Raw genomic sequence first — 25,530 nt, 5'->3', positions numbered from 1 at the left:
TGTTCATGATCCACTATAGAAATCATGGTTATCCCAATCTTCATCAAACCAGTACTTTTCACCACCGTTGTGATAGGTTTCCTGATGATTTTATACCATAGTGAAAAGTGAATAGGCTGTATTGAGGTGTTCTATTCTTTAATCGTTATGTTTTTATATTCCATTACTCTTTTTTCTACATTGACAGCCTGGGTATCGGCATACATTTCTTTATAAAGCTCGTTTCTTGCGTTAGTGATATCAATAATAATATCATAGGTATTCTCTTTGGTATTTACGGTAAATGTAACCAAGGCCGGTTTGTCTGTAAACAATAATGCATTTAGCGGCTCCACTAACGTATTGTAATTGTTTTTTATTGTTTCATTTTTTAGTGCATCACGTGTCATATTGCCACCATAATCGCCATAAAGTACCTCTTTAAAAATTTCATTGCCGTCATAGATATAGTAATCTACCAAAGTATCCGGTTTAATCTGACCTCTGTATACTATTTCAAATTCATTTTTGTTATTTTTGTCAACCTGAAAAGAATCTAAATTTTGTTCCATCAGAAAAACGATCAAAAGAAAAGGATCATTCAGTTGTTTAATAGACAAGGGCATACCTTTCAAAGATTCCTTTTCCATTTTAATGGCATTTTCAAATTCCTCATTTAAGGTAATATTACCTTGGTCATCAATGCTAAAATCGGAAGCTTCTATATCATATGTGATGAATCGAGATGGTTCAAACGTATCGCCTGAGAATTCTTCAATCGTTTTTACAAAAACTGTTGAATTGGGCAAGGTTTCTTTGGTTGTCAAGATAGTGCTTTTAAAGTAAGGTTTTCTTACAAAAGTAGAGTTTGCATAACTGTTAATACTGCCATTAGTGACTCCATTAGCTACTGTATCTATATTAAATATTTCTTCATTAATTAAATTATATTGAAATGAATTTGCATGATTAAAAAGCTTTAAGTAATCATTTAATGATTTATCCTCATTTGCATTAATGCCTGCACAACCGCTGAATATACCAGTCAATAAAATGATTATAAAAACTGCTTTTTTCATTTTTATCAGCCCCCTATTTTAATCTTGGCATCTTTTGCCGGTTTAATTAGAAAGTGCATGGGCCTCACATCGAACAGTGACATGGCTTGTTCCAATTGATGTCGAATCATTTGATCATCATCGCACACAGCAATTTTGAAGCTTTGATCCATTGGAACTCACCTCCAAAGAGCTTTGGCACTCTTTTTTTCAACGATTTTATTTTCGTGATTGATTCCTCTTATTTTAACATACCATCAATAAAGCAGCCAACCTGCCAACCTGTGAGCTGGATGAAATCCTTGCCTTCATGAATGGGAAATAGGACGATGATAATTGAAGAAGGCTTTCGAAAGTTGATTTTTCCAGAAAGGGGAAAGGTAAGGTTCAAGCAGGTCGATGGAGATCAGGGTGACAAGATGCCAGATGACCCCGCCCTATGAGTTCATTATAGACAAGGCATAGACAGGAAAGATGAGATTCTGAAAGTTAAAAAAATGACAAACATCATCAGTATCAGTACCTCTTAATAGAGTCAGAGCAGCTGCGGATGAATATTCAATCAAATACATGCAGCAGAAAAATAAAGATGCAAGACTTTCCTGGGAGAGATAAAGTGCTTTAAAAAGGCGGTTATTTTAAAAATAATCCTGCAGAAGGCATTCCTTTTAGATGAATATTATGTTATATTATAGACAAGTATAAAAGTTAAAAACTTAACAATATTAACTGCTTTTACCATCCAACACAGCTCACATCTTCCCCATTAAGCAAATGCCTCTTGTTCTGCAGGGGGCATTTGCAGCGTCTGTCATTCAGTAAAATACATTCAGTTACAGGGAGTTTAAGAAAGGAAGCAGATCCTATGAGAGTTAACGATGCCCTGACACTTGCCACCTCCGGTTGCCAGAACTGCTACAAATGCATTCGCCAATGCCCGGTGAAAGCCATAAATTTCAAGGAAAACCTCACCCGTATCAACCCCTCCCGCTGTATTGCCTGTGGCAATTGCTTCATCATTTGTCCCCACAATCACAAGGCACCCAGAAATCACCTTATAAAAATCAAGTCTTTCATATCCAATGGGCAACACATGCTGGCTTCCCTGGATGCCACCTATGCGGCTTACTTTGGCGATGATGCAGGGCGGCTGCCGGCAGCCCTGCGCTTTCTGGGGTTTCAGGTGGTGGAAGAAACCAGTGTGGGGATGGATGCTCTGATAGATTCCATCCATGAAACCTACCGCCAGTGGGACAGACCCTACTTTATTACAGCCGGCTGCGCCTCTGCCAATCTGCTGATTCAAAAATACCATCCCGAGCTTCGCCAATACATGGCACCGGTGGTGCCGGCCATGATCGCCCACGGAAAAATCCTTAAGGAAACTCACGGACAAGCGAGTCGTGTCATCCACTTTGGCCCCTGCATTGCCAGCCGGGTGGAAAACCTGTGGTTCTCCAAAGTGGACAAAGCGGTGGATTCGGCTCTCACCTTCCGGGAACTGGAAGAATGGCTGGAGGAAGACTGTCCCCACTGGAAAGAACTGCCCCTTCAGCCCATGGATCGGCAGGGCAGCCAGCGGGCCGTCAGATTTAGTTTCCAGGGTAACGGGTCTTTTTATGAACAGGTGACACCAGCATCTCTCCGAACCTTCGTGCAGGTGGAAGGGGTGGCACAATGCAGGGAAGCGATTGTTGCCATGGAACGGGGTGAGCTGCAACCCGCCTTTGTGGACATTTCTTTCTGCCGAAACGGCTGTCTCGGCGGCCCGGCCTTTAATCAACAGACAGCCACAGTATACCGGCGTCGCGGGATGATGGAGAAACTTATCGAGGAACGAAGCAGCACGCACCAGCCGTTTCATGAGAAGGCAGACAAACCCAAGCAACATCTTCCCGGATTTTTCGCCAGAACCTTCCCTGACAGACAGGTTGTCTGGAAGATGCCTCCACCGGAACGGCTGGAAGAAATCATCAAGGAAATGGGGAAGTTTAAGCCAGCAGAAGAACTGAACTGCGGCACCTGTGGTTTTGACAGCTGCCGGGAACGGGCCATTGCCGTTTATAACCACATGGCCAATGATTCCATGTGTCTTCCCTACATGCGCAAAAAGATTGAAACCATTTCCGATTTGATTTTTGAGCATTCCCCCAACTTTATTTTCACTGTGAACCGGGAGTTGAAGGTAACCAGCATTAATCCGGCATCGGTGAAGCATCTAAAAATCGAAACAGCAGAAGTGGGGGTGCATCTGGCGGGAATCCTGGACTTTGAAGACTATCTGGAGGTTTTTGAAACTGGAACCAGCCAGTGCGGCAAAAAAGTCTACCTGGAAAGCCAGGGGCTGACGGTGATTCAGCATCTGCTCTATATTCGGGAACAGGACACTATTTTGGCCATTCTCAACAATGTCACCCGGGAAGAAGAGAAAGAGCAGGAGCTGCGGGCAGTTCGGCGGCAAACGGTGGAAACCGCCCAAGAGGTGATTCACCGCCAGATGCGGGTGGCCCAGGAGATTTGCAGCCTGTTGGGAGAAACCACTGCAGAAACCAAAGTGATACTGGATCAAATGATGGCATTGACCCTGGACAGGGCGGAGGAATCATAAACATGGATATTGAAGTGGGTGTGGCACAACTGGTGAAACAGGGAGAAATTGCCTGTGGAGATCAGGTGGAAATAGTGAGAACCGAAGACGGTGTGATTGTGGTGCTTTCCGATGGCATGGGCAGCGGCGTTAAAGCTTCCATTCTGGCAGGACTGACGGCGAAGATTGCGGCCACCATGATGAAGAAAGGTGCCGAGCTTTCCCAGGTGGTGGATACCATCGTGAACACACTGCCTGTGTGCCAGGAACTGGGGCTGGCCTACTCCACCTTTACCATTGTTCAGATGGAAAAAACGGGAAAAGTGCGGGTGGTGGAATACGACAACCCGCCGGCTTTCTATTTCAGTCGGGAAAAACAAATGGTGTTTCATCAGGATACCGGTGCATCCATGCTTCACGGCAAGAAAATTTTTGAAACCGAAGGGACCATGGCTCCGGGTGACAGCCTGACCCTGGTGTCTGATGGGGTGGTGCATGCCGGGAAAGGAAATCTGCTCAGCATGGGGTGGCAATGGGAGCATGTGGCAGAGTACCTGCGGCAAAATGCAGCGACTCAGAGTGGGTTAATGCTGCCCCGGGAGCTGATGACCAAGTGCCATGACCTGTATGACGGCCACCCGGCTGATGATGCGACTGCTGTGACATTGAAGTACAGAAAGGCCAGTCCCCTGAATCTATTCGTCGGCCCCCCCGTCTCCCGGAATGAAGACGTGCCCCTGGTGAAGGCTTTTCTGGCCAGTGAGGGCAGCAAGGTCATCTGCGGCGGAACGGCGGCCAACATTGTGGCCCGGGAAACAGGCCGGGAGCTGGTGGTGGAGACCAGCAGTGTCACCGACCGGATTCCCCCCATTTCCCGCATGAAAGGCATTGACCTGATTACCGAAGGGGTTCTGACACTGGATTATACACTGAAAACCCTGCGAAATCTTGAGCGATATCACTTGACTCAGAATGTGAGACAACGGCTGAAAGAAAAGCACGGCGCCGGCCAGCTCTCCCAATATCTGTTGCAGCAGTCCACTCGCATTCACCTCTTTATGGGGCATGCTGTCAATGAAGCCCATCGGCAACACTCCGACTTTGAAAACCTGAACCGGAAATATCATGTGGTGGGAGAACTGGTGACCATCCTCAAAAAAATGGGGAAACAGGTGACCATCACCCGTTTTTAACACAAAAAGAGAAGATTTTCGCCTGGCCATGGACCATGCTGAAAGGCTTCTCTTTTTGTGTTGAATAGGAAACAGCCTGCGCAGAATAATGGTGGATGAATTTCTTTGTTGGAACCGACACATTTTCAGATTATTTTCCACTGACCACCGATTATGGCACTCTATAACGGGTATGAATTCAGTATCGTTTTCCAGGGAGGGATGGGCATGCCAGACAGAGCCATGAAAGAGCTTCGAAAGTTTGTGGTGCCGGAAGTGATTGTGGGTACCGATGCCCGGCTGCTGGCTGGCCGTTACGTGGCTCACTTTGGAGCCCGGCGGGTGATGGTGGTGACTGACTCCCAGGTGGTCGACCAACCTTGGTTTACCGGCATTATCGACTCCATTCGCCAGCTTGACAAAGAAGTGGAGCTGTTCACCGATGTGACAGAAAATCCCAAGGATTATGAAGTCATGCTGGGTTCAGAGCTGTTTCTGGCCAATGAATGCGATCTTATCGTTGCTGTGGGCGGCGGGAGCCCCATGGACTGCGCCAAAGGCATTGGCATAGTCTCCACCAATGGCGGTCATATCCTCGATTATGAAGGTGTGGATGAAGTACACCTGCCGGGTCCGCCTCTCATCTGCATTCCCACCACCGCCGGCACCTCGGCGGATGTCTCCCAGTTTGCCATTATTGTAGACACCCAGACGCATGTGAAAAAAGCGATTATCAGCAAAAAAGTGGTGCCTGATCTGGCCCTTATTGACCCGGTACCCCTTCTCACCATGCCTCCCTACCTCACCGCCTGCACTGGAATGGATGCCCTTACCCATGCCATCGAGGCAGCCGTTTCCAATGCCCGATCCGAACTAACCGATGTGCATGCCCTGGAAGCGGTGCACCTGGTGACAGAAAATCTGGAAGCCGCTGTTCAACCGGAGCGTACCCTGGGAACCATGCGGAACATGATGATGGGATCCCTTCATGCCGGTTTCGCCTTCTCCAACGCCAGCCTGGGGGCGGTTCACGCTCTGGCTCACAGCCTTGGGGGGCTTTTGGACCTGGCTCATGGCGAATGCAACGGTATTCTGTTGGAACATCTGATCTTCCTCAATTATCCCCATGCGGTTTCCCAATTTCAACATCTTTCCCGTCAGATGAAGCTGCCCATGGAGGCGGCCAATGATGACCAGTTGCGTCGGCAACTGGTACAGGCGGTTTCAGCGTTACGGCAGCGGGTAGGAATACCGGATACCCTCCCTGCTGTCACAGTCACCCCGGGGCAGATCGATAAAATGGCGGAAAGTGCTTTGCAGGACCCCTGCATGGTGACCAACCCCAAAAAACTAACCAAAGCAGAGGTTGTGACCATTTATGAGAAACTCTTCCACCCCCAAGGATAAAAAGCAGGTCACCCGGGAAGCTATCATCGGTCTGGGAGAAGGCTCCATCAGAAAGAGCTATTACCCGGAACTGCAGGAAAAAATGGCTTCTCTAGAAAAATCCCATTCCAGGAACCGCACCCTGATGATGGCCATTCCCGATATGCTGTTGGTGAGCGATGCCCGGGGGCATCTGGCTCCCTTTTCTGCCGGGTCCCGTCAGGAAACCAATCGTTCCCTGGCCATTCTCCGTGAGCCTGGAATTACTGATATGTTGCGGGAAATAGTGATGAAATGCCTGGAAACCCAAGAGATACAGCAAGAAGTTTTTGAGCTGAAAGGCGAGGGGACAAGCATCACTTATGAAGCCCGGATGCATGCCACTGAGCTGAAAGAAGTCTTGATCATTGTCAGGGATATTACAGAGCAGCGCCAGCTGGAAAATCGCCTGCGAACCCTGGCGGAAAAGGATCACCTCACAGGCCTGTATAACCGTCGTAAATTTGAGGAGAAGCTGATGGAACTGGAGGGCAAAGACCTGAAAGGGATTGCTCTCATTCTTTTTGATATTGACGGACTGAAAGTGATCAATGACACTCTCGGGCACCTGGCAGGAGATCAGATCATTGTCAGTCTGGCAAAACTATTGCAACAACTGGTGAAGGATACCCATTACCTGGCCCGTATCGGCGGCAATGAATTCGCGGTGCTGGTGGAACAGGAGCCTATTGAAAGCATCGAAACCATGCTGCAGATTTTCAGGGAAAGACTGGAAGCCTATAACCGGGAAACTGAGACAGGCAGTCTGGGCGTTTCCTACGGGTATGCCTATCATCAGCAGGGGTGCCTGGCCACCAAAGAACTGCACCAGCAGGCAGATCACCACCTGTATCAGCATAAGCTTTTGAAGGAAAGCAGCAGCAAAAGTGCATTGGTGCGTACACTGATGAAGGCGCTGGAAGCCAAAGACTACATCACGGAGGGGCATGCCGACAGAATGACATTTCTGGCAGAAGCCATGGGTGAGCAGCTGGGACTTTCTCAATCACAGAAAGACAGCCTGCGGCTCCTCACCAAATTCCATGATCTGGGAAAGGTGGGCATTCCTGACAGTATTCTAAAAAAGCCCGGCAAGCTGAACGCAGAGGAATGGGCAGTAATGAAGACCCACAGCCGCATTGGGGAGCGTATCGCCGCCGCTTCGCCGGAGCTGAAGGAAATTTCTCAGCTGATTTTGAAGCACCATGAAAAGTGGGATGGGTCCGGGTACCCCCTGCAGTTGAAAGGAGAAGCCATTCCCATTGAATGTCGGATTCTGGCCATTGTGGATGCTTTTGATGCCATGAACAATGACCGCCCCTATCGGGGTGCCATGCCCGCCGAAGCCGCCCTGGCTGAAATCAAAAGAAGCTCGGGCACCCAGTTTGATCCGGTTATGGTGACTCTATTTGAAACAGTCCTTGAACAAAATCACTTCAATGGATCTTCCTGGCAAATGCCGACTGATGAAGTCAGTGATCGCGGGATTGTTTAAAGGTGCCGGGTCATATTGTTTCAGCGTGCCTGCCACATCAGCTTCAGATATCGTATCAACAGCAGCACAGAACCCCGGGTCAGGCGGAGCAGGCTCAGGGGACCAAATTTGTTCACCACATACCCCAGGCTGTTACAGACCAGGTTCACGTAGAAATTGGTTTTCAGCAGTTCCCCATAATAACCCACCAGGCTCATGTTTCCAGGGCGAATCATCACCTGGCCGAAGCTCCAGGCGGCATAGGTTTCCCGGGGATAAAGGAGGCGGTCCCGGTACTGTTCATAGAGAGGCAGTCCGGGAAAAGGCGTCAGGGGTGAAATGCTGGATATCTCCGGGTTAAGCTCCCTGATGAACCGGCGGAAGGCACGGAAATCTTCTTTGCTCCAGTCAGGGTGGGCCATGAAGGAAGCCCACACATCCACCCCCAGCTTTTTTAAGAAACGACTCGCCTCCAGGCTTTCCTGCCGGGAGGTTTTTTTGCGGTATTGGGCCAGTTCTTCGTCGCTGAAGGTTTCGTACCCCACCAGCACCGCCTGCAGCCCCAGATCACGGAACCGCGCCACGGCTTTAGGATGGTTCAGAATGCTGTGAACACTGGCATAGCAGATCCAGTTCTTATGAATCTGCGCTGCTTCCAGATAATCACACAAGGCCATCACCCGGTGGGGGTTGTGGAGAAAATCATTGTCAAAAATCATCACATTTGGTTCTTCAATGCTTTCGATGTCTGCCTGCACCTGCTCCATGGGGAAATAGTGCTCCCGGGAACCTTCCAGCCGCCACCGCAGGCAAAAATCGCAGGTTTTGCTGCACCCCCGGGAAGTTCCCAGCAGGGCGCAGGGGCGGTAACCGAAGTAGGAATAAGAAGAACGATACTGGAGGGTACTCTTTCGGTCCGGCAGGATGTACTCGTTGTATGGCGGAAAACTCACCGGCGGAACCTCCTGATACTGATGACTGCGGCTTCGGATCCCCTCAATGAGGGGATCCGAAGCGGTGGCGGAGGGACACAACGCCACTGCCAGAAGGTTCATCAGCTGGGTGATGTTCTGGCGGGCGGCATACTGGATCACATGATCCACCGCCTCATGGATGAAAGCCTGGGGCTGCAGGGTGGCCTGGGTACCTCCTGCCACCACCTGAATGGCGGGGTTGAAGGTCTTGGTCTGTCGGGCCAGGGCCAGCACCGCCTCCACATCAATGCACAGGGAGGTGATGCCCACCACCTGGGGCTGAAAAGCCGCCAGTTTTGTTTCCAGAGACATCGAGTCCGTCATCATGTCCAGGATCTCCACCTCATGGGTATCCTTTAACACGGTGACCATCATTTCCAGCCCCAGGGGCTCGCTGAACATAAATTCGCCAATGATCACCGCCTGTTTCATCCGGGGTGGGCGAACCAATAAAATACGCATCTGTTACTTCCTCTCTTTTTCAGATAAACATCCACAGCACATCATCTCCCTGGTGATGGGGACGATGCTCTTCAGCCTGCTACAAAATATTGGGCGGAATTCCCCGGCGAATCTGGTTTCGATAGGTGAGGTTCACCACCAGATAGAACAGTGACAAGGGCAGATTTCGCCAGATGACAGGTCGCAGCAGGGTGCGCCGGAGGATGGACCGGAAGGAAAATACCTGGCGGTAAAGTTTCCAGTAGGCTTCTGTCAGGGCTTCCGGGGTCATGTGCCGGGGTTGATGAACGGCCCGGGTGCCATTGTAGCTGTGAATGTCATCTTCCACAATGCGCCCCGCCGCCTGCATCTGGTCAAAAAAACGGGTGCCGGGGATGGGGGTGAGAATGTAGAACCGGGGAACCACCACCCCCAGTTCATCAATAACCCGGGCGGTGGCTTCGATGGATTCAAGGGTATCGCCGTCAGCTCCCAGCACCATTTCTGTGGAAATATCGATGCCCGCCGCCTGAATGTTCCTGATGAGGCGGGGGTACTCATCGGGGTGGGCCCAGCCCTTCTCCATGGCCACCAGGCTTTCCCGGGAGATGCTTTCCAGACCGAAACTGAGCACCTGGCAGCCACTGTCGGCCAGCGCTTTCAGCAGAACCAGGTCATTGCCGATGGTAATGTCACACTGGGAAAACCAGGTCATTTTCAGCGGTGTAATGGCCTGACACAGGGCCATGAGATAGTCCCGACTGGCAACGATGTTGTCATCCAACAGCAGGAAACGGCGAAAACCCAGGTCACGCACCTGATGGATATCCCGTACCACTTCTTCCAGCGGACGCTGGTGGTAATGGCCCTGGTAAAGACATGCGACAGAGCAGAAACTGCAGGTGTTGGGGCAGCCGCGGCCCGCCTGTACCGGCAAAAAATTGCCGATGGATTTGTTGATGATCAGGTCAAACCGGGGCATCGGGGTGGAATAGGCGGTACCGGCGGCACTGGTGGTGAGCGGGGCCTGATAAAAAGGCTTCAGTGTGCCCGCGGCGGCATCTGTCAATACCTGTTCCCACACAGGCTCCGCATCGCCGATGACCACGCTGTCACAGTATTTTTTGGCTTCTTCGGCCATGAGACTGGCCATGTAGCCTCCCATGATCACCGGTTTTCCCCGTTTGCGAAAGGCCAGAGCCAGATCACGGGAACGGATGATGGCGTGGCCCATGCTGCCGATGGCCACCAGGGTGGCGTCGGTGTCAAAGGGAACGGGATCAATGGTTTCCAGGCAGATTTCCACCTCCCAGTCACCAGGGGTGAGGGCCGCCAGCAGGGGGAGGGCCAACCCCACAAAATAGAGCTTTTTCCGTTTGATGGGGTTGCCCTGGGGGTCGTAAGGGCTGGATTGAATCAACAGCAGTTTTTTCTTTATCATGGGGTGCAGGGTTCCTTTCCTGTCGAAAGATAACGTGTCGGTCTTGTTTTTCTCGAAGAACCGTGAAATTAGAGAGGTTCAGTGCCCTCGCAGGATTTTTCCCAGGTATTGCCAGGTGATGTGGCTGCTGCCCCTGGAAAGGCGCAACGATTCCCACAGGCCGTAGCGTTTCAGCAACCAAAAAAGGCTGCGGGGATGAAGGGTCACCCGAATGTAGAGAAAGAGCAGTTCCAGGTAGAACCGACGGCGGCTCATGGCGGTGGGTTGCAGCACCAGGTGGGCCAGATCCCATTTTTCCACATGTGTTTCCGGTTCAATGAGTTGTTCCCGGTAGCTGTCGTAAAGGGGCGTCCCCCGAAGGGGGGTTAATGGCTGCAGGTTGACAAATACCAGTGACAGGTTGCGCAGCCATCGTCCCAACCGCCGAAAATCAGCGGGAGTAAAAGCGGGGTCAAGGATCAGTGTGGCATATACCACCACCTGATATTGGTGAAGGATGGCCACCGCTCGTTCATTTTCTTCCAGAGTGGTTTCCTTGTGGTACTGGTCCAGATCTTCCGGGCGGGAAGATTCCAGCCCCACAATGACGGCTTCCAGACCGCTCTGACGAAAACGGCGGATCACCTCCGGATGCCGGCTGATGAAATCGGCCCGGCCATATACCAGAAAGCGTTTTCGGATACCCTGCTCATCCACTGACTGGCAGAAGTCCAGCACCCGCTGGGGTGATACGAGAAAATCATCATCAACAATGTAGATATGTTCCTCTTCAATGGTCAACAGCTCTGCCACCACCGAGTCCAGCGGGCGGGTGAAGTAAGCGCCTCCCGTGATTTGGCGGCAAAAACAGAAGGTGCACTGGTAGGGGCAGCCGAAGGAGGTTTTCATCAGGGCGCAGGGACGATGAAAGAGGTAATGGTACCGGTGCCGGTATTTTGCTGTGGCCTGGCGCAAAGGAAGCGGGTGGTCGAAGGAGGTTTCCTTTGGCTGCCGGGTCCCCGGCTGGTGAACGCCCAGAATGGACAAGGGGGATTTCAGTGGAAACAGGGGTGCCTTGGGGTCGGCCTGGCCCTGGGCCAGCAAGAGGGTCACCAACTGCTGAAAAGCACTGAGGCTGTGGGATTCCAAAATCACATCGATGGCCGGGTCGTGGAAATCCTCGGGAAGTACTTCTCCATGAACGCCGCCCACCACCACGCCGCAGTGGGGCAGCAGTGCCTTCACCTGCCTGGCCGCCTCCCGGATGAGGTTCACATGGGTAATATACCCGGTGAAGCCCACCAGATGGGGCCTGATTTCCTTTAAATGGGTTTCCAGGGGTCTTTTTTCCAGAATCATATCCAGCACCTGCACCGTGACACCCGGCTGGGTAACCATGGCGGCGGCATATTCCAGCTCAAGGGGTTCGCAGATCATCACATGCTGCAATCCAATGGTTTCTTTGGGGGGCTTCAGCCGCACCAGCAGCAGGTTCATTGGGCGGCCTCCTTTAAATGGAAGAGCAGGATGGTGGGCATAAACCATTTTTCCCGCAGGGGCCGTACCAGCATTAACTGAAAACGGTAATGGATCAGCTGGCGCACTGCCGGTTCACTGGGGTAAAGGGCCGCGCCTGTGGTCCATTTGACAAAGAACAGAACGAAGCGATCGTAGAGGGTCACGCCGGCAGCCTGGGCCATGATCACATGACCACCAGGCACCAGGGCCTGGCGAAACTGGTCCAGGGCCTTCCTTTGGTCGGGATAATAGGGGAAAGAATGGGTGCAGAGAATCAGGTGGTAGGGCTGGGGTAACTGGTCCAGCTCCTGGGCGGTCAGACAGGCGTAGGTAATGGGGCGGGTTTCGCCGGATTCCAGCGCCTGTGCCTGGGCAATCATGGCCGGGGCATAATCCACCCCAGTCAGTTCCAGGGGAAGGTGGGGAAAGGCACGGCGAATGTCCCGGAGCAGCTGACCGGTGCCGCAGCCCACGTCCAAAATGCGCAGCTTGGGGAACGCCGGGGAAGATGACTGGGCAGTATGAGCCTGATGAGCCTGATGGGAATGAATCCACGCCGACACCTGTTGCATCACTGCCCGGCGGGTGGGGGTGAGGGAGACGGACTGTACCCAGAGTTTTTCATAATAAGGGGCCCAGAAGTTCCAAAGCCGAAAAGAAGCGGGTTTAAAGATCATGGGGTTTCCTCCTGTAAAGATTGATGGGGTGGCAGATGCAGCAGGCGGCGGCAGGTACGTGTGACAGCCCGCCATAGGGTGCGGCGCACCAGGGAACTCCAGAAAAGCTGGAGGGAGTAGGTATACGCCACCTGAAGGTAAAAGACCCAGGGCTTCATGTGAGTGGGGCGTTGCACCAGATGAAGAAAATCCCATTTGGCAGGGTCGGAGGTGGTGAACAAAGGTTTGACAGCGTCATATCCGGGAAGGCCGGGCATGGGCGTGTAGATGCTCAGGGTGTAAGGAGCCAGCCGATTGCGGCGGATCCAGCGGCGGAGCCGGCGAAAATCGGAATGGCGGTCCTGAGGATGCACCATGAAAAGACAGGCCATTTCCATCCCGGCCCTTTTCATGAGGGTGACAGCCTGCTGGTTCATCTCCGGGGAAAGACGCTTTTCGTAGTCATCCAGTCGCTGTTGGTCCACGGCTTCAAGACCAACGATGAGCTGTCTGAATCCGGCGGCTTTCAAACGGGGGAGAAGATCGGCATGGTTCACAATGAAATCAGCCCGGGCATAGGCTATAAACTGCCGGTTAATTTGCCGCTGTTGCAGCCGGTCAAGAAAGGCTTCCACCCGGGGGCGGTGGAGCAAAAAGGTGTCATCCACGATCCAGCAGAGGTGACTCTTGGCGGCGAGCAGATCATCCATCACCCGTTCCAGGGGGAAAGGTGTGTAGGCACCATCGTTCAGGTGACGGCAATAACAGAAGTCACAGGTATATGGGCAGCCCAAGGCAGTTTGAATCAGTGCCACGGGGCGCTGGGTCATGTAATGGGTGCGGTGGGCGTAGGTGTTGAAATAATGGCGGTCTGGCAGGGGTGGCAGGGTGGAAGCTGGTGGGATTTCGCTGCAGGGGGATTCTGAATCCTGGCCAGTTGAAGGGTGGTGAGCTGTTATCAAGCTGGCAGGGTTCAGATGCCACTGGTTGTCAATCTGATAGGCAATGCCTGCCGTCAGCGGCCAGGATTCCCGCTGAAAATCCATGGCAAGAAGCTGATCCAACACCACTACACCGTTTCCGTGAACCACCAGGTCGATGGTGGTCACCATGAAATCGGCTGGGTTCAGGGCAGCATGAACACCCCCTGCCAGAATCAGCAGCTGGGGCAATTGTTTTCGGGCCTGCGCTGCCGTGGCCTTCATCCTTTCCAGCGCGGTGATATAGCCGGAAAGCAGCAGCACCTGGGGAGATGCTTCCTCAAGCACCTGGGAAAAAGGCATTTCTTCCAACCAGCTGTCATAAAGGCGGCAGGTGTGCCCGTGACGCTGAATGACAGCCGCCAGCACTTCCAGCTCCAGAGGCTCGGTGACGATGGGCTGAAGGGCAGTGAAGAGAGTGGGTTGGTGGCACTTAACCAGCAAGAACTTCATGGGATGACATCCTTTTTATCAGTTTTCCTTCGCGGGTTCAACTGTTTCACCAGCGATTTTCCCCAGGAAAACCGCCAGATAATGAGTCTCTGAAAACCCGGTAATGGGCTGGGGTGTCGCGATACCCCAGCAGGGGGACCAGGTGACGGGCCAGATGATGCACCAGGGGCTGGGAGTGGTGGAGATAGAGACTGCGGGGTTCCAGCAGGGCGCCCAGTTTCTGTTTGGTTTCAACGGCGGTCTGTCCCAGATGCAGGGTATGGCAGTGTCTGTCAATGGCCTGCCGCACCAGATGAAGGAGCATGTTTTGATACAGGTCGTGGGTGGTGTTCAGTTGTTTTTCAAACCCGCAGAACAGAAAAGTCATTTCCTGCTGATGAACAGCGAGCTGCACAAACCCCACCGGCTTTTCTTCCAGAAAAAAGGAATGAATTTCAGCTGGAAACGCCTGAAAAAAAGGGGGCGACAGTTTTTCCAGTTTGTGGGGTGAGCGACGGTAAACCTGCTCATAAAGGCGGTAAAGAGCTGGCGGCAGGGGCGCACCTTCAGGCAGAATCGATACTCTCAGTGACTGCCCCCGATCCAGCGCCTTCTTCAGGCGGTGCCGGTAGTGGCTGCGGAGAGCAGCCAGGTAGGCATCGAAAGTATCCCAGGTAATGGACATGGAACAGGCGGGGAGTGCAGGGGTACAGGGGAAGGGAAAAGTGGACTCGGTTGCCTGTTCCGTGGCGTTGAGAATCATCCACAGACCGGATTGTTGGCGGATAAAGGTGGCCATGGCCTCCAAACCTGACGGGGTGGCGGCATAACCGGGAACTGACAGGGAAAGAGGCATGCCGACAATGGTGACGGGGAGCCTCAGACCCAGGCCGGTTTTCAGGGCCAGGGGATCAATTTTCAGGTGATAGGTGACGAAGGCGGTTTGCAGAGTGGTGTTCAGGTAGTAGCGCTGATGACAGGGATTAAGAGATTCCAGGTGCATCAGCAGCTGTCGATGCAGCCATGGCTGTTTGCGGCAGACGGTATCCCAGGTCGCAGGCAGTTCACGGGTGTGGCGGAAATACTGAAAAGAACAGGTCATCTTCCAGAGTCATCCTTTCCCCTGGGGGTGTCTTTTCCTGAACAGGCAGGAGAAAGACCCGGTATTCTTTATAGGCTTCGTGGGCCCAGCGGCGGCCAAAGCCTGTGGAAGCCCGGTTATCTGAAAGAATCCAGCCGGCTTCGCACCACTGGTAGCGGTCTTTTGTCAAGCGATGGCAGCTGTCAAAAAGGGCGAGGACAGCCCCGGTTTTCTGATAGGCGGGAATGATGCCCAGCTCCACAATTTTGAACCGGTCAATGCGGCAACTGAAAAGCCGGTTCTTAATAACGGCCTTCAGACCGGGACCTTCGCCGGGGGGGATCAGTTGGTTAAAATCCGGGTACCAGAGCATGAAGCCCACGGGGGTGTTTCCATTATAGAGAAAGAGCAGGTTTTCAGGCCGCAGAAAATGGCGAAAGCTTTGGAAAAGTTCCAGGTCTTCGGTTTGCCGCCGGGGATAATAAAAAGGATGCTCACCAAAGGCCGCATTGTTCAGGTGTGTGTACAGGGCGATTTCTTCTTTGAGCTGGTGAAACCGGGCAGGCCGCACGTGAAAAGAAGGAGGCATACGTTCCATCAGCCGGCGTCCCGCCGAAAAATCGAAGCCAGGCATATGGGTCAGGTAGCTGACCAGCTTGATTTCATGGCCCGCGTGGGGGGCGAAATAGGTCGGGTATTCCGGTGAGTTATAGGCACTGCCAAAGGTCTGGGGAGTGTCAAAATGACTGGACAACAGACCCAGTCCGTAATTCACATGGAGATTCAGTCCCACGCTGACGGCGGTGGCCTTTTTCATGACGGCGGCTTCTCTGGCCGCCTGAATCAGTAAGTTGACTGCCGCTGCTTGCTGGGGAAGGGCTTCGAAGTAAGTGATTTGCATGAGGTGGGGAAGTCGGTCCACCACCGCCAGCAGACAGACTGCCACAATTTGATTGTTATCCTTCACCACCATCAGCGGCTTCAGCCAGCTGCTGCTACAGATGACGGCCCTGCCTGTCAGCAGTTCCTTCAGTACCGGTGTGATCAGGTCCCGGTGGTGAGGATTCTGGGCATATACCCGACGGCAAAAGTGAAGATAAGCACGGATGTCCCGGCGATGCCGGAGGGGATTGGAAATGTCAAAGGTTCGAATATTCATAGGCGCCTCCCTTGCATGCCTTATTATACCATTTCTGCAAACCTGCCATGAACAAAACCGCCTGCGGCGGGATGACAGTTAAGCTGCTTCTCATACCACGAAAAACCGGCCACAGCATGTACTGTGGCCGGAGAGTGTTCAGGTGCTTACTCTGTTTCGAAAAAGACATAAGGGGAATCGTAGGGTTCAATGGAGGTTACGGAAGAAGCGATGAGGTAGGGCTGGATGAACACCATGCCTGTCACTGAATCAGTGGCTTCCCTCTGATCAATGATACCGGTGACCTCCACCCAGGAATCGACCTCCGGCAGGGTGTCAGTTTCCCACTGAGTCACGAATCCGGTGGGAGCCGCATCATCAAAGCAGCATTCCACCAGCATGCGGGTGACCATGAACTCGTTATCACCATAACTGTCCCGCAGGAACACAAAGCCTTTCACAGTGATTTCTTCGCCCAGGTGGTTTTCCAGATCTTCATAGACCGGCAGCACCAAAGGTAAAAAATCATCTGATTCATAGGCGGCAGTCGTCGATTCGGCTGCAGGTGCTACGGTGACAGCAGGAACTGCAGCGTCGCCGCCGGGTTGGCTGCAGGCGGTCAGGACCAACACAAAAAGTAACAGTAGGGTCAATAAGAATGCTCTTCTTTGCATAAAAGGACCTCCATTTTCGGATTTTGCATCAAAACTGTTCGTTTTCCTCCTCGTTGGGTAGGATGAATAAGGAGTATTATAATCTAAATACCCCGCAAAGACAAATGAAAACAGGTATCAATGAACAGGCTGCTCATGGAAAGCAGCAATAATCAATTAACATGAGGAGTGATGAGATGCTGACATCCATCGAAACGAGAAGAAGCATTCGAAAGTACGAAGACCGTCCCGTGGAGGATGAAAAAACCACGGCTATTCTGGAGAGTGCCCGGTGGGCGCCTTCGGGAAACAATACCCAACCTTGGCATTTCATTGTAATCCAGTCTCAGGAAATGCGGGAAAAAGTGGCAGCTGTTTCACACCAACAGAAGTGGATGCTCACCGCCCCGGTACACATTGCCTGTGTGGCCGATCTTTCCAGCAGGATCACTGGCCACCCGGAGGTGGTGCTGACAGAGGTAAGCTCTCAGCATGAACTGAAGCAGGTGATCAGGGACACAGCGATTGCAGCGGAACATCTGGTGTTGGAAGCTGAAAACCAGGGTTTGGGAACCTGCTGGGTGGCCTGGTTTACTCAGGAAGAGATTCGACCAGTATTGGGGATTCCCGATGATAAATATGTGGTGGCGGTGATCACGGTAGGTTATCCGGCTCATGCGCCTGCCCCCACTCCCCGAAAAAAACTGTCTGATATTGTTCGATGGGAAACCTGGTAACAAAAGCCGGCTGATTTCAGCCGGCTCTCGTTTTGCGATGGATTACTCTTTTCGAAGGCGGGCGGCCAAGTGGTTTCCCAGCGACTGAAGACACTGTACCAGCACAATCAACAGAAGTACTGTGGTGTGCATCACCGACACTTCGTAACGCAGGTGACCATAGCTGTAGGCCAGGTTCCCCAGACCGCCGGCTCCCACCAAACCGGCCATGGCAGTGGCACCGATGAGGGCGATAATGGCCATGGTGAGTCCCAGTGCAATGGCGGGGCGGGCTTCCCGAATGATCACGTGCCAGATGATTTTGGGGGTGCTGATTCCCATGGCTTCATAGGCTTCTACCACGCCCCGGTCCACTTCCAGCAAGGCTGATTCCATCAGCCGGGCCACAAAAGGAGCGGTGTGGACGACCAGGGGCACAATAACCCCCTTCACGCCGATGGAGGTGCCCACCAGCAGTTTGGTAAAGGGCAAGATATAAAAGAGAAGAATGATGAAGGGGATGGAACGAATCAGGTTAATGAGAGTGTTCAGTCCCTGGTAGATCCAACGGTTTTCCAGGCTCCCGTTCTTTCGCGTCAGGGTGAGGATGACGCCCAGCGGCAGTCCGATGAGAACGGCAAAAAACATGGCGATGGTGACCATTTGAAAGGTTTCAACAGTTGCCTTGAAAATGACGCTTCCCCAACGGCTATAAAAGGCCTGCATGGGCTTCACCTCCCTTTAATTCTTCCACCTTCACGCCGGTGGAAATAATGTAGGCCACAGCCTGTGCTGTTTCTTCCCGATCTCCCAGCAGCTGCACAATGAGTTTGCCATAGTGGGCGTTTTTCAGGGGAACAATATTCCCAGACAAAATGTTGGGAGAAACCTGAAACCGTTTGGAGACTTCTGCCAGTACGGGCTGGTCGGTGACAGCGCCCACAAAGGACAGTTCCAGTACCGGCTGGCCATCCTGCTCATCAACAGGAAGCAGTGACAGGGCACTTTGGGGGAACTGGCTGTTGATGAATTTTTTCGTGGTGGGGTGTCTGGAATCAGAATAGACTTCCAGCAGGGTTCCCTCCTCCACAATACGCCCATCTTCCATCACAGCCACCCGGTCGCAGATCCGCTGAATCACGTTCATTTCGTGGGTGATCAGGAGAATGGTGATGCCAAACTCCCGGTTAATGCTCAGGAGTAAATCCAGAATCGACTCAGTGGTTTCTGGATCCAGGGCGCTGGTGGCTTCATCACTGAGCAATATTTTCGGCTCGTGGGACAAGGCCCGTGCAATGGCTACCCGCTGTTTCTGCCCGCCGGACAACTGGGAAGGATAAGCCTGCTTTTTATCTGTCAGTCCGACCACGGCCAGGTATTTTTCCACCCGTTGGCTGATTTCCTGGTGGGAGAGACCGGTGAGGCGGAGGGGCAGGGCAATGTTTTCTTCCACCGTGGCGGTTTTCAGCAGGTTAAAGCCTTGAAAGATCATGCCCACAGAACGCCGGATTTCCCGGAGTTTTTGTGGGGAAAGCTTGGTCAAATCAACACCGTTTATGTCAATGTGACCGGAAGTTGGCTTCTCCAGCAGGTTGACAATGCGAATCAGGGTGCTTTTTCCGGCACCACTGTGGCCGATAATGCCATAGATCTCGCCCGGGTTCACCTGAAGGGAGACTTCCCGAAGGGCTTCCACCTGCTGACTGCTCGATTGAAATGTTTTGGATACCTGATGCAGTTGAATCAACAAAACCAGCCCTTTCTCTTTGGGATTAAATCTTGCCGCTGCCCTTTACCAGGCAGCGACAATGGATCCTTGAAAGTGTTCGCCGATGAACTGGCGCACCTCATCCAGATGGTAGTACTCAATAAACCGTTTCACCGCTTCGTCATTTTCATGACCGGTTCTCACAGCGATGACATTCACCCATGGAGAATCACCGGGTTCGATGAAAATGGTATCTTCGGTGGGTACATAGCCGTGCTCGATGGCGAAATTGGCATTGATGGCTGCTGCAGCCAGTTCATCCAGTTGCCGGGGAATCTGAGAAGCTTCCAGTTCAATGAATCGGAGATCCAGGGGATTCGCTGCAATGTCATTGACGGTGGCAGCGACGCCAACGCCTTCTTTCAGGGTGATCAGACCGGCACTTTCGAAAAGAATCAGCGCCCGGGCACCATTGGTGGGGTCGTTGGGAAGCCCGATGAGGTCTCCCTGCTGAATGTGACTCACATCGCTGTATTCAGCGGCGTAAATCCCCATGGGAAAGATGACGGTGCTGGCAACATCAACTAATTCAAGGTTGCGTTCGCTTTTGAAATTGTCCAGATAAGGCTGATGCTGGAAACTGTTGATATCCAGTTCTCCCTCTGCCAGTGCAATATTGGGCATAACATATTCAGTGAACACCTGAATGTCGATTTCAACGCCGTCGCGGGCGGCAATTTCTTTCACTTTTTCAAGGATTTCTTCGTGGGGACCTGCAGTAACGCCAACGGTCAGATGCTGAGGGTCCAGCGGGGTAACAGCGGCATCGGTGTTGCCGCAGCCGGCCAGCAACAGTAACAGTGCAAGGGCAATGAGGGTTAATTGAATTTTTTTCATGGGTTATTCCTCCTGAGTTTAATTTTGAATGCACAACATCAATCAATTTGAATCTGTAAGTGCGACTCCCTCCTTTTGAACAATAAAAAACTCTCTGCCAAAGACAGAGAGCCAAACACACATAGGGGTTTTGTCTCTCTTATCTTCCGAAACAACGTTTCGCAGGAATTAGCACCTTTACCTGATCAATGATCAGATACGGTTGCCGGGTTTCATCGGGCCAGTCCCTCCACCACTCTGGATAAGAGTTTTACGATTCAGTTTTTAGATGTTGCAAGAAAAACTTATTTGCATTCTAATACGGATGAGAACACTTGTCAACATTTTTCTGGGAAAAATATCTTCTGAAACAGAGGAAGACGTTTCCAGCTTAACGTATTCGAGAAGGTTTTAGAACAGAAGATTTGGATAGGAACTAACTATAAGGCGGTATGGCCCGCGGGATGAACGCAAATAACGAAAGGAGCATAATAATGGGCAAAAAGGGAGAAAGTCGGACGTTAAACCAGGCATCAAAGACGAGAGGTGCATTTAAGCGCAAAATTGGCATCAAAACTAAATTTTTAACAGGGGTGATTCTGGCATTGCTCATCAGCCCCACCATAGCAGCCTTCATCAACCGGGTAGTTCAGCGAATGGATGATGTTGTGGGAGATCTGGTGACTGGTGAAATGTCGCTGGTGGTGGCGACGGTGATCAATTTGGTGGTGGTTTCGGGCTTGATTTTGATTTTGCTGCAAGTGATTGTGATCAGGCCGTTAAAAAATGCAGGAACGACACTGCGCATGATTTCGGAGCAGCTAAATCTGACAGAAAGAATCGATGTGAAAGCGCAGGATGAAATTGGTGAAATGATGCATGATCTGAATCGATTTCTTGAGACCATCACCGATTCGATGACAGAAATCCAAACAGCATCTGAAAGTGTTGCCACAGCGTCGGTTCATATTGGCGAGGCTGGTACTGAAACCTCTGTTGCAGCAGCCGAAGTGGCTAAAACCATTGAAGATATTGCCCGGGGAGCGGATGACCAGGCACAGGAAACGGAACGCAGTGTGACCAGTATCAATATACTGGGAGAGTGTATCGAAGAGAATCGTCAAATGATGGGCGTTATGAACAGAACCATCGGTGATGCGCTGGAAGTGCAGCAAAATGGACTGTTGCAGGTAGATCAGCTGGTTGAAAAGGCTCACCAAAGCGGTCAGGCGGGTGACGAAGCCAGGGAAATGATTCTCGAAACAAGTGCCAGTGTGGATAAAATTGGCCAGGCAAGCCAGATGATTCACAACATTGCCGAGCAAACCAATCTCCTTGCACTGAATGCAGCCATTGAAGCGGCCAGGGCGGGAGAAGCCGGCAGAGGATTTGCAGTGGTGGCAGAAGAGATCAGAAAACTGGCAGAACAGTCAAATCAGTTCACCGGTGAAATTGCAGCTGTCATTGACGAACTGACACAAAAAATGGAACAAACGGTGGGAACCATTCAAAGTGCCACTGAAAAGACTCGGGAACAAACAGCTTACGTGGACGAAGTGCGCAATGGTTTTCAGGGTATCTCAACCACACTGGCAGAAATGCAACGGGTGGTGGAAACCCTGAATGAATCCAGTCAAAAAATGGAGCAGCAGAAAGAATCTCTGGTTATGATCGCCGAGAATCTCTCGGCCATTTCACAGGAGAATGCAGCGGGAACAGAAGAAGCCTCTGCTTCGGTGGAAGAGCAGACGGCTGCCATGGGAGAAATTGCCGAAGCAGGTAACAACCTGGCAAAGCTGGCAGCGATGATGCAGTCATCTGTTGGACGATTTCAGCTTCGGTGAAAAATCGGGTATTGGAATTTCTTGGGATCGTATAAATGTCTATGGGAAGCTTCAGGCAAAATCCAAGATTGTCACTGCATTGACATAAGCCGCCACTGACAGGTATAGTGGAACAAAGCAATACAAATGGAGAACCGTCACTATACCGGAGGAATACCCATGGCTCAAGATAATCACCTGAAAGAAACAGCTGTTGCCTGGCAACAGTTTATTAGATCGGGGCATCTTCACCAGCCAAGTGTGCCACAGGCAGTCTTGACTTCTTGGAAAAACTGTCGGGACAGGGGTGTTGACCCCTGGGAAAATCGAAGGATCCAGGCTGGATTTGTTCCCGGGCAGGAAATCGCTGCCCTGCAGATGACCAAAAGCCGCCGCCGACCCGCTGAAACACTGGAGGCCATTGGCCGGTTTGCAGATGAGAACCATGTAGTGCTGTCCATCTATGATAATCAGGGAAACTTTATTGAAGCATTGAATCACCAATATCCAGAAGCCATGGCGAAAAAACTGAGTGTGCCATCCCTTTTTTTGGAACAGTTAAATGAAGATCTCAGCGGCACCAATGCGGTGACACTGGCCATGCGAGAGGCGGCCACCATCCGCCTTGCCGGGTGTGAGCACTACCATAGCTGGTTTCATGCCTTCAGTTGTTCTGCCGCGCCATTACGGGACGCCAGGGGAAACATTGCCGGTGCGGTGGGGGCCTCCAGCCTGGATATGCATCAGCCGATGATGGTACTGCCCTTTCTGCGGTGCGTGGCAGATCTATATCAGCATTGGCGCTGGCTGGAGTATGACCGGAATAAAAACCGCTACTGGCAGGGCATTGAGTTGATGAAACCCACTCCTGATACTCCGGCGAAACCCAACCCCCTGAATCAACTGGTGGGAATGAGCCATGAAATGAAGCTTGTCAGGGAAAGGGTGGCCGCTGTTGCCCAGGGAGAACTGCCGGTGATGCTCACCGGTGAAAGTGGTGTGGGAAAAGAAGTGGCAGCTCAGGTGATTCACCAGCTGTCAGCTCGCAGAAAAGGGCCGTTGATTGTGATTAACTGTGGGGCGCTTTCGGAAACACTGGCGGAAACCACTCTTTTCGGTTATGAGCGGGGTGCTTTTACCGGTGCCCGATCCGCTGGAAAAACGGGTCTCATCGAAGCCGCCCATGGCGGCACCCTGTTTCTGGATGAGGTGGAAAGTCTTTCAGCCGCTACTCAGGCCATGCTGCTTCGCTGCCTGGCGGAGAAAAAGATCATGCCCATGGGCGGCACGGAAGAAAGGTCAGTGAATTTCAGACTGATGACAGCCTCTAAAATACCGGGGGAACAGGCTGTGGCAGCAGGTGTTTTGCGGGCAGATTTTTACTACCGGATTAGCGGGTATGACATTTCAATACCACCACTCCGGCACCGGCGGGAAGATATTCCCCTGTTGATGGAAACATTGCTGAAAGGTCTGGCGGAGGCAATGGGCCGGGACATACCCCGATTGACAGAAGAAGCCATATCCTGCTTATGTCATTACCCGTGGCCGGGAAACGTGCGGCAGTTGAAAAATCTGATGGAACAACTACTGATCACCTGCCAGGCAGCTGAAATCAGGATGGCAGACTTGCCGGAGACCATTCGATATCATTCGGCTTGGCTCAACCGAGGGGCTGAAGCCAGCAGCGTGACACCAGCTGGGAATCATGGGTCCAGTCAATGGACATCTGCCAGCGACGGGAAAAAGCTGTTGACCCATCTTGAAAGACAGATGGCCCGGCAGGTTCTGAAGGAAAGTGATGGAAACATCAGTGAAGCCGCCCGACGCTTGGGAATCAGCAGACCCACCCTGTATCGGATAATAAAAGACACCAGGGAGGAAGTGTGAAGTGAGTGCGACCGCTGTAACCATTTTTGACACTGATCCCATTCGGAACACCGGCGAAAAAGGCTGAAAAGATGTGAGCAAGAACCATTAATCAAAATAGAACTGTTCCCATCTGGAACAATCAGAAAACAGGAAAATGAATCCGTGACCCGGGTTCTTTTTTTGCGGAAAAGATGAATGGGTGCCAAGGCTGATTGTGGCAGGAAAACCACCCTGTTTTTAGGCCGAATAAGAGATCGCTCCCAGACGCATGATGTTGGCATAGTTATTGCTGATATAAACAAAGGATTATAACGCCTTTATCAGTATGAGGGTGAAGATGTTCCTGCATTTTTCACGCTGACACAAGGTGAATGTTGACAGGAGAAGGAGGTGGAAATCATGCCCCTGATTCAGTTGAAGCTGGGACCGGAGAAGATGAAGCTGGGACGGGAGAAACACGTTCTGCGACAGGTGGCTCTTCAGGTGGCAGCTGCCATGGACTGGCCGGTGGAGAGACTGACGGTGACGGGTGAAGAAATCCCGGAGGAGGACTGGTTTCATGAAGGCGGCAGGCAGCCTCTGGCAATGGTTTATTGGCTGGAGGGCAAGTCGCTGGAAGAGCGTCAGAAAGTGATGCGATCTGTGGCAACCGCCATGGGGACGGTTCTGGATATCGATACACAGCAGGTGAATGTGATGGTGCTTGAACTGAAAAAGGGATCATTGATGACGGGCGGCAGGTTCTTGTAGGAACTGTCAAAACCGTCAAAAGGAATCAACAAAAAAGGAGGAAATAATCATGGAGAAAATCATTTTGGTTCATGGCGCATGGCACAATGCTTCTTGCTGGGAGGGTGTGATCAAAGCGCTGAAAGAGAAGGGGTATGAGGCAGAAGCGGTGACGCTGGCCGGCAATGGACCTGAAGACGATCGAAAAGGCATTACTTATGAACAGGCACTAAAACCTTTGGTGGAAAAACTGGAGGAACAGCCAGAGCCGGCGGTGTTGGTGGGACATTCCAGTGCCGGGCATGTGATTCAGATGACTGCACCGAAGGTGGCGGATAAAATCAGCAAAATTGTGTTTAACAATGCCTGGATTCTGCCTCAGGGAAAAAGTCAGTTCGACATGATCCCCGATCAGGAAATGGCCATGGGAATTAAGCAAATGGCATTGGCGACACCGGATCACAGCATTCCGTTAATGGAGGATTTCATTCGGGGAGCACTGGCCAGTGGTGTTTCAGAAGAAGAGCAGAATCGTTTAATCAGCCACCTGGTGCCCCAGCCGCTGGCACTCTTCGATACGCCCATTCAAGCGAATGCCTTTGCGCAACTGGAGACACCCCGGGTATTGCTATATTGCACTGAAGATCTGTCGCTGCCGCCGGGTGCCTTTGTGGGCATGTTCCAAAGCCTGGGAGAAGCACCGGTGGTCGAACTGCAGGGCAGCCACGAAGCCCTGTTCTTCCAGCCGGAGGCATATGCAGACGCATTGGTACAATGTATCAAAACAGTTTAACGGCATAAAGAAGCTTCCGGCCATG

At 51.9% G+C, this 25,530-nt stretch carries 22 protein-coding genes and 1 riboswitch; of the genes, 9 read left to right on the top strand and 13 right to left on the bottom strand.

The window, feature by feature from the left end:
• Positions 1-131: 131 nt before the first annotated feature.
• Together AAIG11_RS08540 and AAIG11_RS08535 are read right to left on the bottom strand one after the other, a co-directional pair.
• Positions 132-1,058: a hypothetical protein gene (locus AAIG11_RS08540; RefSeq protein ID WP_343185823.1), complete on the bottom strand. Its 927-nt coding sequence runs from the start codon at positions 1,056-1,058 to the stop codon at positions 132-134.
• Between the two features lie 5 nt (positions 1,059-1,063).
• Positions 1,064-1,210 (bottom strand): hypothetical protein, encoded by a 147-nt coding sequence (locus AAIG11_RS08535; RefSeq protein ID WP_343185822.1) that lies wholly within the window; start codon positions 1,208-1,210, stop codon positions 1,064-1,066.
• Positions 1,211-1,902: 692 nt separating this feature from the next.
• Here AAIG11_RS08535 and AAIG11_RS08530 point away from each other — a divergent pair.
• From AAIG11_RS08530 to AAIG11_RS08515, 4 genes are all read left to right on the top strand, one after another.
• Entirely contained in the window at positions 1,903-3,645 is a 1,743-nt protein-coding gene (locus AAIG11_RS08530) for a [Fe-Fe] hydrogenase large subunit C-terminal domain-containing protein (protein ID WP_343185821.1), read from the top strand.
• Positions 3,646-3,647: 2 nt separating this feature from the next.
• Positions 3,648-4,817, top strand: a complete 1,170-nt coding sequence (locus AAIG11_RS08525; RefSeq protein ID WP_343185820.1) for a PP2C family protein-serine/threonine phosphatase — start codon at positions 3,648-3,650, stop codon at positions 4,815-4,817.
• A 207-nt stretch (positions 4,818-5,024) separates the two neighbouring features.
• Positions 5,025-6,203 carry an alcohol dehydrogenase-like regulatory protein ErcA gene (gene ercA / locus AAIG11_RS08520; protein ID WP_343185819.1) on the top strand — a complete coding sequence of 393 codons (1,179 nt, stop codon included), beginning with the start codon at positions 5,025-5,027 and terminating at the stop codon, positions 6,201-6,203.
• On the top strand, positions 6,175-7,716 hold the full coding sequence (locus AAIG11_RS08515) for a sensor domain-containing diguanylate cyclase/phosphohydrolase (RefSeq protein WP_343185818.1): 1,542 nt from the start codon (positions 6,175-6,177) through the stop codon (positions 7,714-7,716). The genes ercA and AAIG11_RS08515 overlap by 29 nt, the downstream gene beginning before the upstream one ends.
• 20 nt (positions 7,717-7,736) lie before the next feature.
• Here AAIG11_RS08515 and AAIG11_RS08510 read toward each other — a convergent pair whose 3' ends face one another.
• The 8 genes from AAIG11_RS08510 to AAIG11_RS08475 form a co-directional block, all read right to left on the bottom strand.
• A complete protein-coding gene (locus AAIG11_RS08510; protein WP_343185817.1) occupies positions 7,737-9,131 on the bottom strand; it encodes a B12-binding domain-containing radical SAM protein in 1,395 nt (464 codons plus the stop codon).
• A gap of 79 nt (positions 9,132-9,210) precedes the next feature.
• Entirely contained in the window at positions 9,211-10,551 is a 1,341-nt protein-coding gene (locus AAIG11_RS08505) for a B12-binding domain-containing radical SAM protein (protein ID WP_343185816.1), read from the bottom strand.
• Between the two features lie 78 nt (positions 10,552-10,629).
• Positions 10,630-12,027, bottom strand: coding sequence for a B12-binding domain-containing radical SAM protein (locus AAIG11_RS08500; RefSeq protein WP_343185815.1), 1,398 nt, complete (start codon positions 12,025-12,027; stop codon positions 10,630-10,632).
• On the bottom strand, positions 12,024-12,725 hold the full coding sequence (locus AAIG11_RS08495; protein WP_343185814.1) for a class I SAM-dependent methyltransferase: 702 nt from the start codon (positions 12,723-12,725) through the stop codon (positions 12,024-12,026). The genes AAIG11_RS08500 and AAIG11_RS08495 overlap by 4 nt, the downstream gene beginning before the upstream one ends.
• Positions 12,722-14,137: a B12-binding domain-containing radical SAM protein gene (locus tag AAIG11_RS08490; RefSeq protein WP_343185813.1), complete on the bottom strand. Its 1,416-nt coding sequence runs from the start codon at positions 14,135-14,137 to the stop codon at positions 12,722-12,724. The genes AAIG11_RS08495 and AAIG11_RS08490 overlap by 4 nt, the downstream gene beginning before the upstream one ends.
• Before the next feature lie 46 nt (positions 14,138-14,183).
• Positions 14,184-15,218 (bottom strand): GNAT family N-acetyltransferase, encoded by a 1,035-nt coding sequence (locus AAIG11_RS08485; RefSeq protein WP_343185812.1) that lies wholly within the window; start codon positions 15,216-15,218, stop codon positions 14,184-14,186.
• Positions 15,181-16,356: a hypothetical protein gene (locus AAIG11_RS08480; RefSeq protein WP_343185811.1), complete on the bottom strand. Its 1,176-nt coding sequence runs from the start codon at positions 16,354-16,356 to the stop codon at positions 15,181-15,183. Before AAIG11_RS08480 ends, AAIG11_RS08485 begins: the two co-directional genes overlap by 38 nt.
• A 146-nt stretch (positions 16,357-16,502) precedes the next feature.
• Positions 16,503-17,009, bottom strand: a complete 507-nt coding sequence (locus tag AAIG11_RS08475; RefSeq protein WP_343185810.1) for a TIGR03943 family putative permease subunit — start codon at positions 17,007-17,009, stop codon at positions 16,503-16,505.
• Positions 17,010-17,185: 176 nt separating this feature from the next.
• On the opposite strand from AAIG11_RS08475, the gene AAIG11_RS08470 reads away from it, so the two are divergent.
• Complete coding sequence (locus tag AAIG11_RS08470; RefSeq protein WP_343185809.1) at positions 17,186-17,725, top strand: nitroreductase family protein; 540 nt, start codon at positions 17,186-17,188, stop codon at positions 17,723-17,725.
• A gap of 42 nt (positions 17,726-17,767) precedes the next feature.
• Here the strand turns inward: AAIG11_RS08470 and AAIG11_RS08465 are convergent, their stop codons facing one another.
• Genes AAIG11_RS08465 through AAIG11_RS08455 form a run of 3 tightly spaced genes read right to left on the bottom strand, consistent with a single transcriptional unit; the run spans position 17,768 to position 20,309 of the window.
• Complete coding sequence (locus AAIG11_RS08465) at positions 17,768-18,430, bottom strand: methionine ABC transporter permease (protein ID WP_343185808.1); 663 nt, start codon at positions 18,428-18,430, stop codon at positions 17,768-17,770.
• Positions 18,414-19,454, bottom strand: coding sequence for a methionine ABC transporter ATP-binding protein (locus AAIG11_RS08460; RefSeq protein WP_343185807.1), 1,041 nt, complete (start codon positions 19,452-19,454; stop codon positions 18,414-18,416). The genes AAIG11_RS08465 and AAIG11_RS08460 overlap by 17 nt, the downstream gene beginning before the upstream one ends.
• A gap of 42 nt (positions 19,455-19,496) precedes the next feature.
• Entirely contained in the window at positions 19,497-20,309 is an 813-nt protein-coding gene (locus tag AAIG11_RS08455; RefSeq protein ID WP_343185806.1) for a MetQ/NlpA family ABC transporter substrate-binding protein, read from the bottom strand.
• A gap of 136 nt (positions 20,310-20,445) precedes the next feature.
• A riboswitch (SAM riboswitch) is annotated at positions 20,446-20,557 on the bottom strand.
• Between the two features lie 225 nt (positions 20,558-20,782).
• Here AAIG11_RS08455 and AAIG11_RS08450 point away from each other — a divergent pair.
• The 4 genes from AAIG11_RS08450 (at position 20,783) to AAIG11_RS08435 (ending at position 25,505) form a co-directional block, all read left to right on the top strand.
• Positions 20,783-22,132, top strand: a complete 1,350-nt coding sequence (locus AAIG11_RS08450; RefSeq protein WP_343185805.1) for a methyl-accepting chemotaxis protein — start codon at positions 20,783-20,785, stop codon at positions 22,130-22,132.
• A gap of 159 nt (positions 22,133-22,291) precedes the next feature.
• Positions 22,292-24,001 carry a sigma-54 interaction domain-containing protein gene (locus AAIG11_RS08445; RefSeq protein WP_343185804.1) on the top strand — a complete coding sequence of 570 codons (1,710 nt, stop codon included), beginning with the start codon at positions 22,292-22,294 and terminating at the stop codon, positions 23,999-24,001.
• 381 nt (positions 24,002-24,382) lie between these two features.
• Entirely contained in the window at positions 24,383-24,733 is a 351-nt protein-coding gene (locus AAIG11_RS08440; protein WP_343185803.1) for a tautomerase family protein, read from the top strand.
• A 49-nt stretch (positions 24,734-24,782) separates the two neighbouring features.
• Complete coding sequence (locus AAIG11_RS08435) at positions 24,783-25,505, top strand: alpha/beta fold hydrolase (RefSeq protein WP_343185802.1); 723 nt, start codon at positions 24,783-24,785, stop codon at positions 25,503-25,505.
• The last annotated feature ends 25 nt before the right edge of the window (positions 25,506-25,530 follow it).

Origin of the sequence: Anoxynatronum sibiricum (assembly GCF_039414295.1) — a bacterium.
GTDB lineage: Bacteria > Bacillota > Clostridia > Peptostreptococcales > Tindalliaceae > Anoxynatronum > Anoxynatronum sibiricum.
The sequence above is the reverse complement of the archived record's forward strand: the minus strand, read 5'-3'. Positions and strand labels throughout refer to the sequence as shown.

Bases quoted from the DNA above. Each gene is read 5' to 3' on its own strand.
- AAIG11_RS08540 (WP_343185823.1), bottom strand. From the start codon at position 1,058: ATGAAAAAAGCAGTTTTTATAATCATTTTATTGACTGGTATATTCAGC.
- AAIG11_RS08535 (WP_343185822.1), bottom strand. From the start codon at position 1,210: ATGGATCAAAGCTTCAAAATTGCTGTGTGCGATGATGATCAAATGATT.
- AAIG11_RS08530 (WP_343185821.1), top strand. From the start codon at position 1,903: ATGAGAGTTAACGATGCCCTGACACTTGCCACCTCCGGTTGCCAGAAC.
- AAIG11_RS08525 (WP_343185820.1), top strand. From the start codon at position 3,648: ATGGATATTGAAGTGGGTGTGGCACAACTGGTGAAACAGGGAGAAATT.
- ercA (WP_343185819.1), top strand. From the start codon at position 5,025: ATGCCAGACAGAGCCATGAAAGAGCTTCGAAAGTTTGTGGTGCCGGAA.
- AAIG11_RS08515 (WP_343185818.1), top strand. From the start codon at position 6,175: ATGAGAAACTCTTCCACCCCCAAGGATAAAAAGCAGGTCACCCGGGAA.
- AAIG11_RS08510 (WP_343185817.1), bottom strand. From the start codon at position 9,131: ATGCGTATTTTATTGGTTCGCCCACCCCGGATGAAACAGGCGGTGATC.
- AAIG11_RS08505 (WP_343185816.1), bottom strand. From the start codon at position 10,551: ATGATAAAGAAAAAACTGCTGTTGATTCAATCCAGCCCTTACGACCCC.
- AAIG11_RS08500 (WP_343185815.1), bottom strand. From the start codon at position 12,027: ATGAACCTGCTGCTGGTGCGGCTGAAGCCCCCCAAAGAAACCATTGGA.
- AAIG11_RS08495 (WP_343185814.1), bottom strand. From the start codon at position 12,725: ATGATCTTTAAACCCGCTTCTTTTCGGCTTTGGAACTTCTGGGCCCCT.
- AAIG11_RS08490 (WP_343185813.1), bottom strand. From the start codon at position 14,137: ATGAAGTTCTTGCTGGTTAAGTGCCACCAACCCACTCTCTTCACTGCC.
- AAIG11_RS08485 (WP_343185812.1), bottom strand. From the start codon at position 15,218: ATGACCTGTTCTTTTCAGTATTTCCGCCACACCCGTGAACTGCCTGCG.
- AAIG11_RS08480 (WP_343185811.1), bottom strand. From the start codon at position 16,356: ATGAATATTCGAACCTTTGACATTTCCAATCCCCTCCGGCATCGCCGG.
- AAIG11_RS08475 (WP_343185810.1), bottom strand. From the start codon at position 17,009: ATGCAAAGAAGAGCATTCTTATTGACCCTACTGTTACTTTTTGTGTTG.
- AAIG11_RS08470 (WP_343185809.1), top strand. From the start codon at position 17,186: ATGCTGACATCCATCGAAACGAGAAGAAGCATTCGAAAGTACGAAGAC.
- AAIG11_RS08465 (WP_343185808.1), bottom strand. From the start codon at position 18,430: ATGCAGGCCTTTTATAGCCGTTGGGGAAGCGTCATTTTCAAGGCAACT.
- AAIG11_RS08455 (WP_343185806.1), bottom strand. From the start codon at position 20,309: ATGAAAAAAATTCAATTAACCCTCATTGCCCTTGCACTGTTACTGTTG.
- AAIG11_RS08450 (WP_343185805.1), top strand. From the start codon at position 20,783: ATGGGCAAAAAGGGAGAAAGTCGGACGTTAAACCAGGCATCAAAGACG.
- AAIG11_RS08445 (WP_343185804.1), top strand. From the start codon at position 22,292: ATGGCTCAAGATAATCACCTGAAAGAAACAGCTGTTGCCTGGCAACAG.
- AAIG11_RS08440 (WP_343185803.1), top strand. From the start codon at position 24,383: ATGCCCCTGATTCAGTTGAAGCTGGGACCGGAGAAGATGAAGCTGGGA.
- AAIG11_RS08435 (WP_343185802.1), top strand. From the start codon at position 24,783: ATGGAGAAAATCATTTTGGTTCATGGCGCATGGCACAATGCTTCTTGC.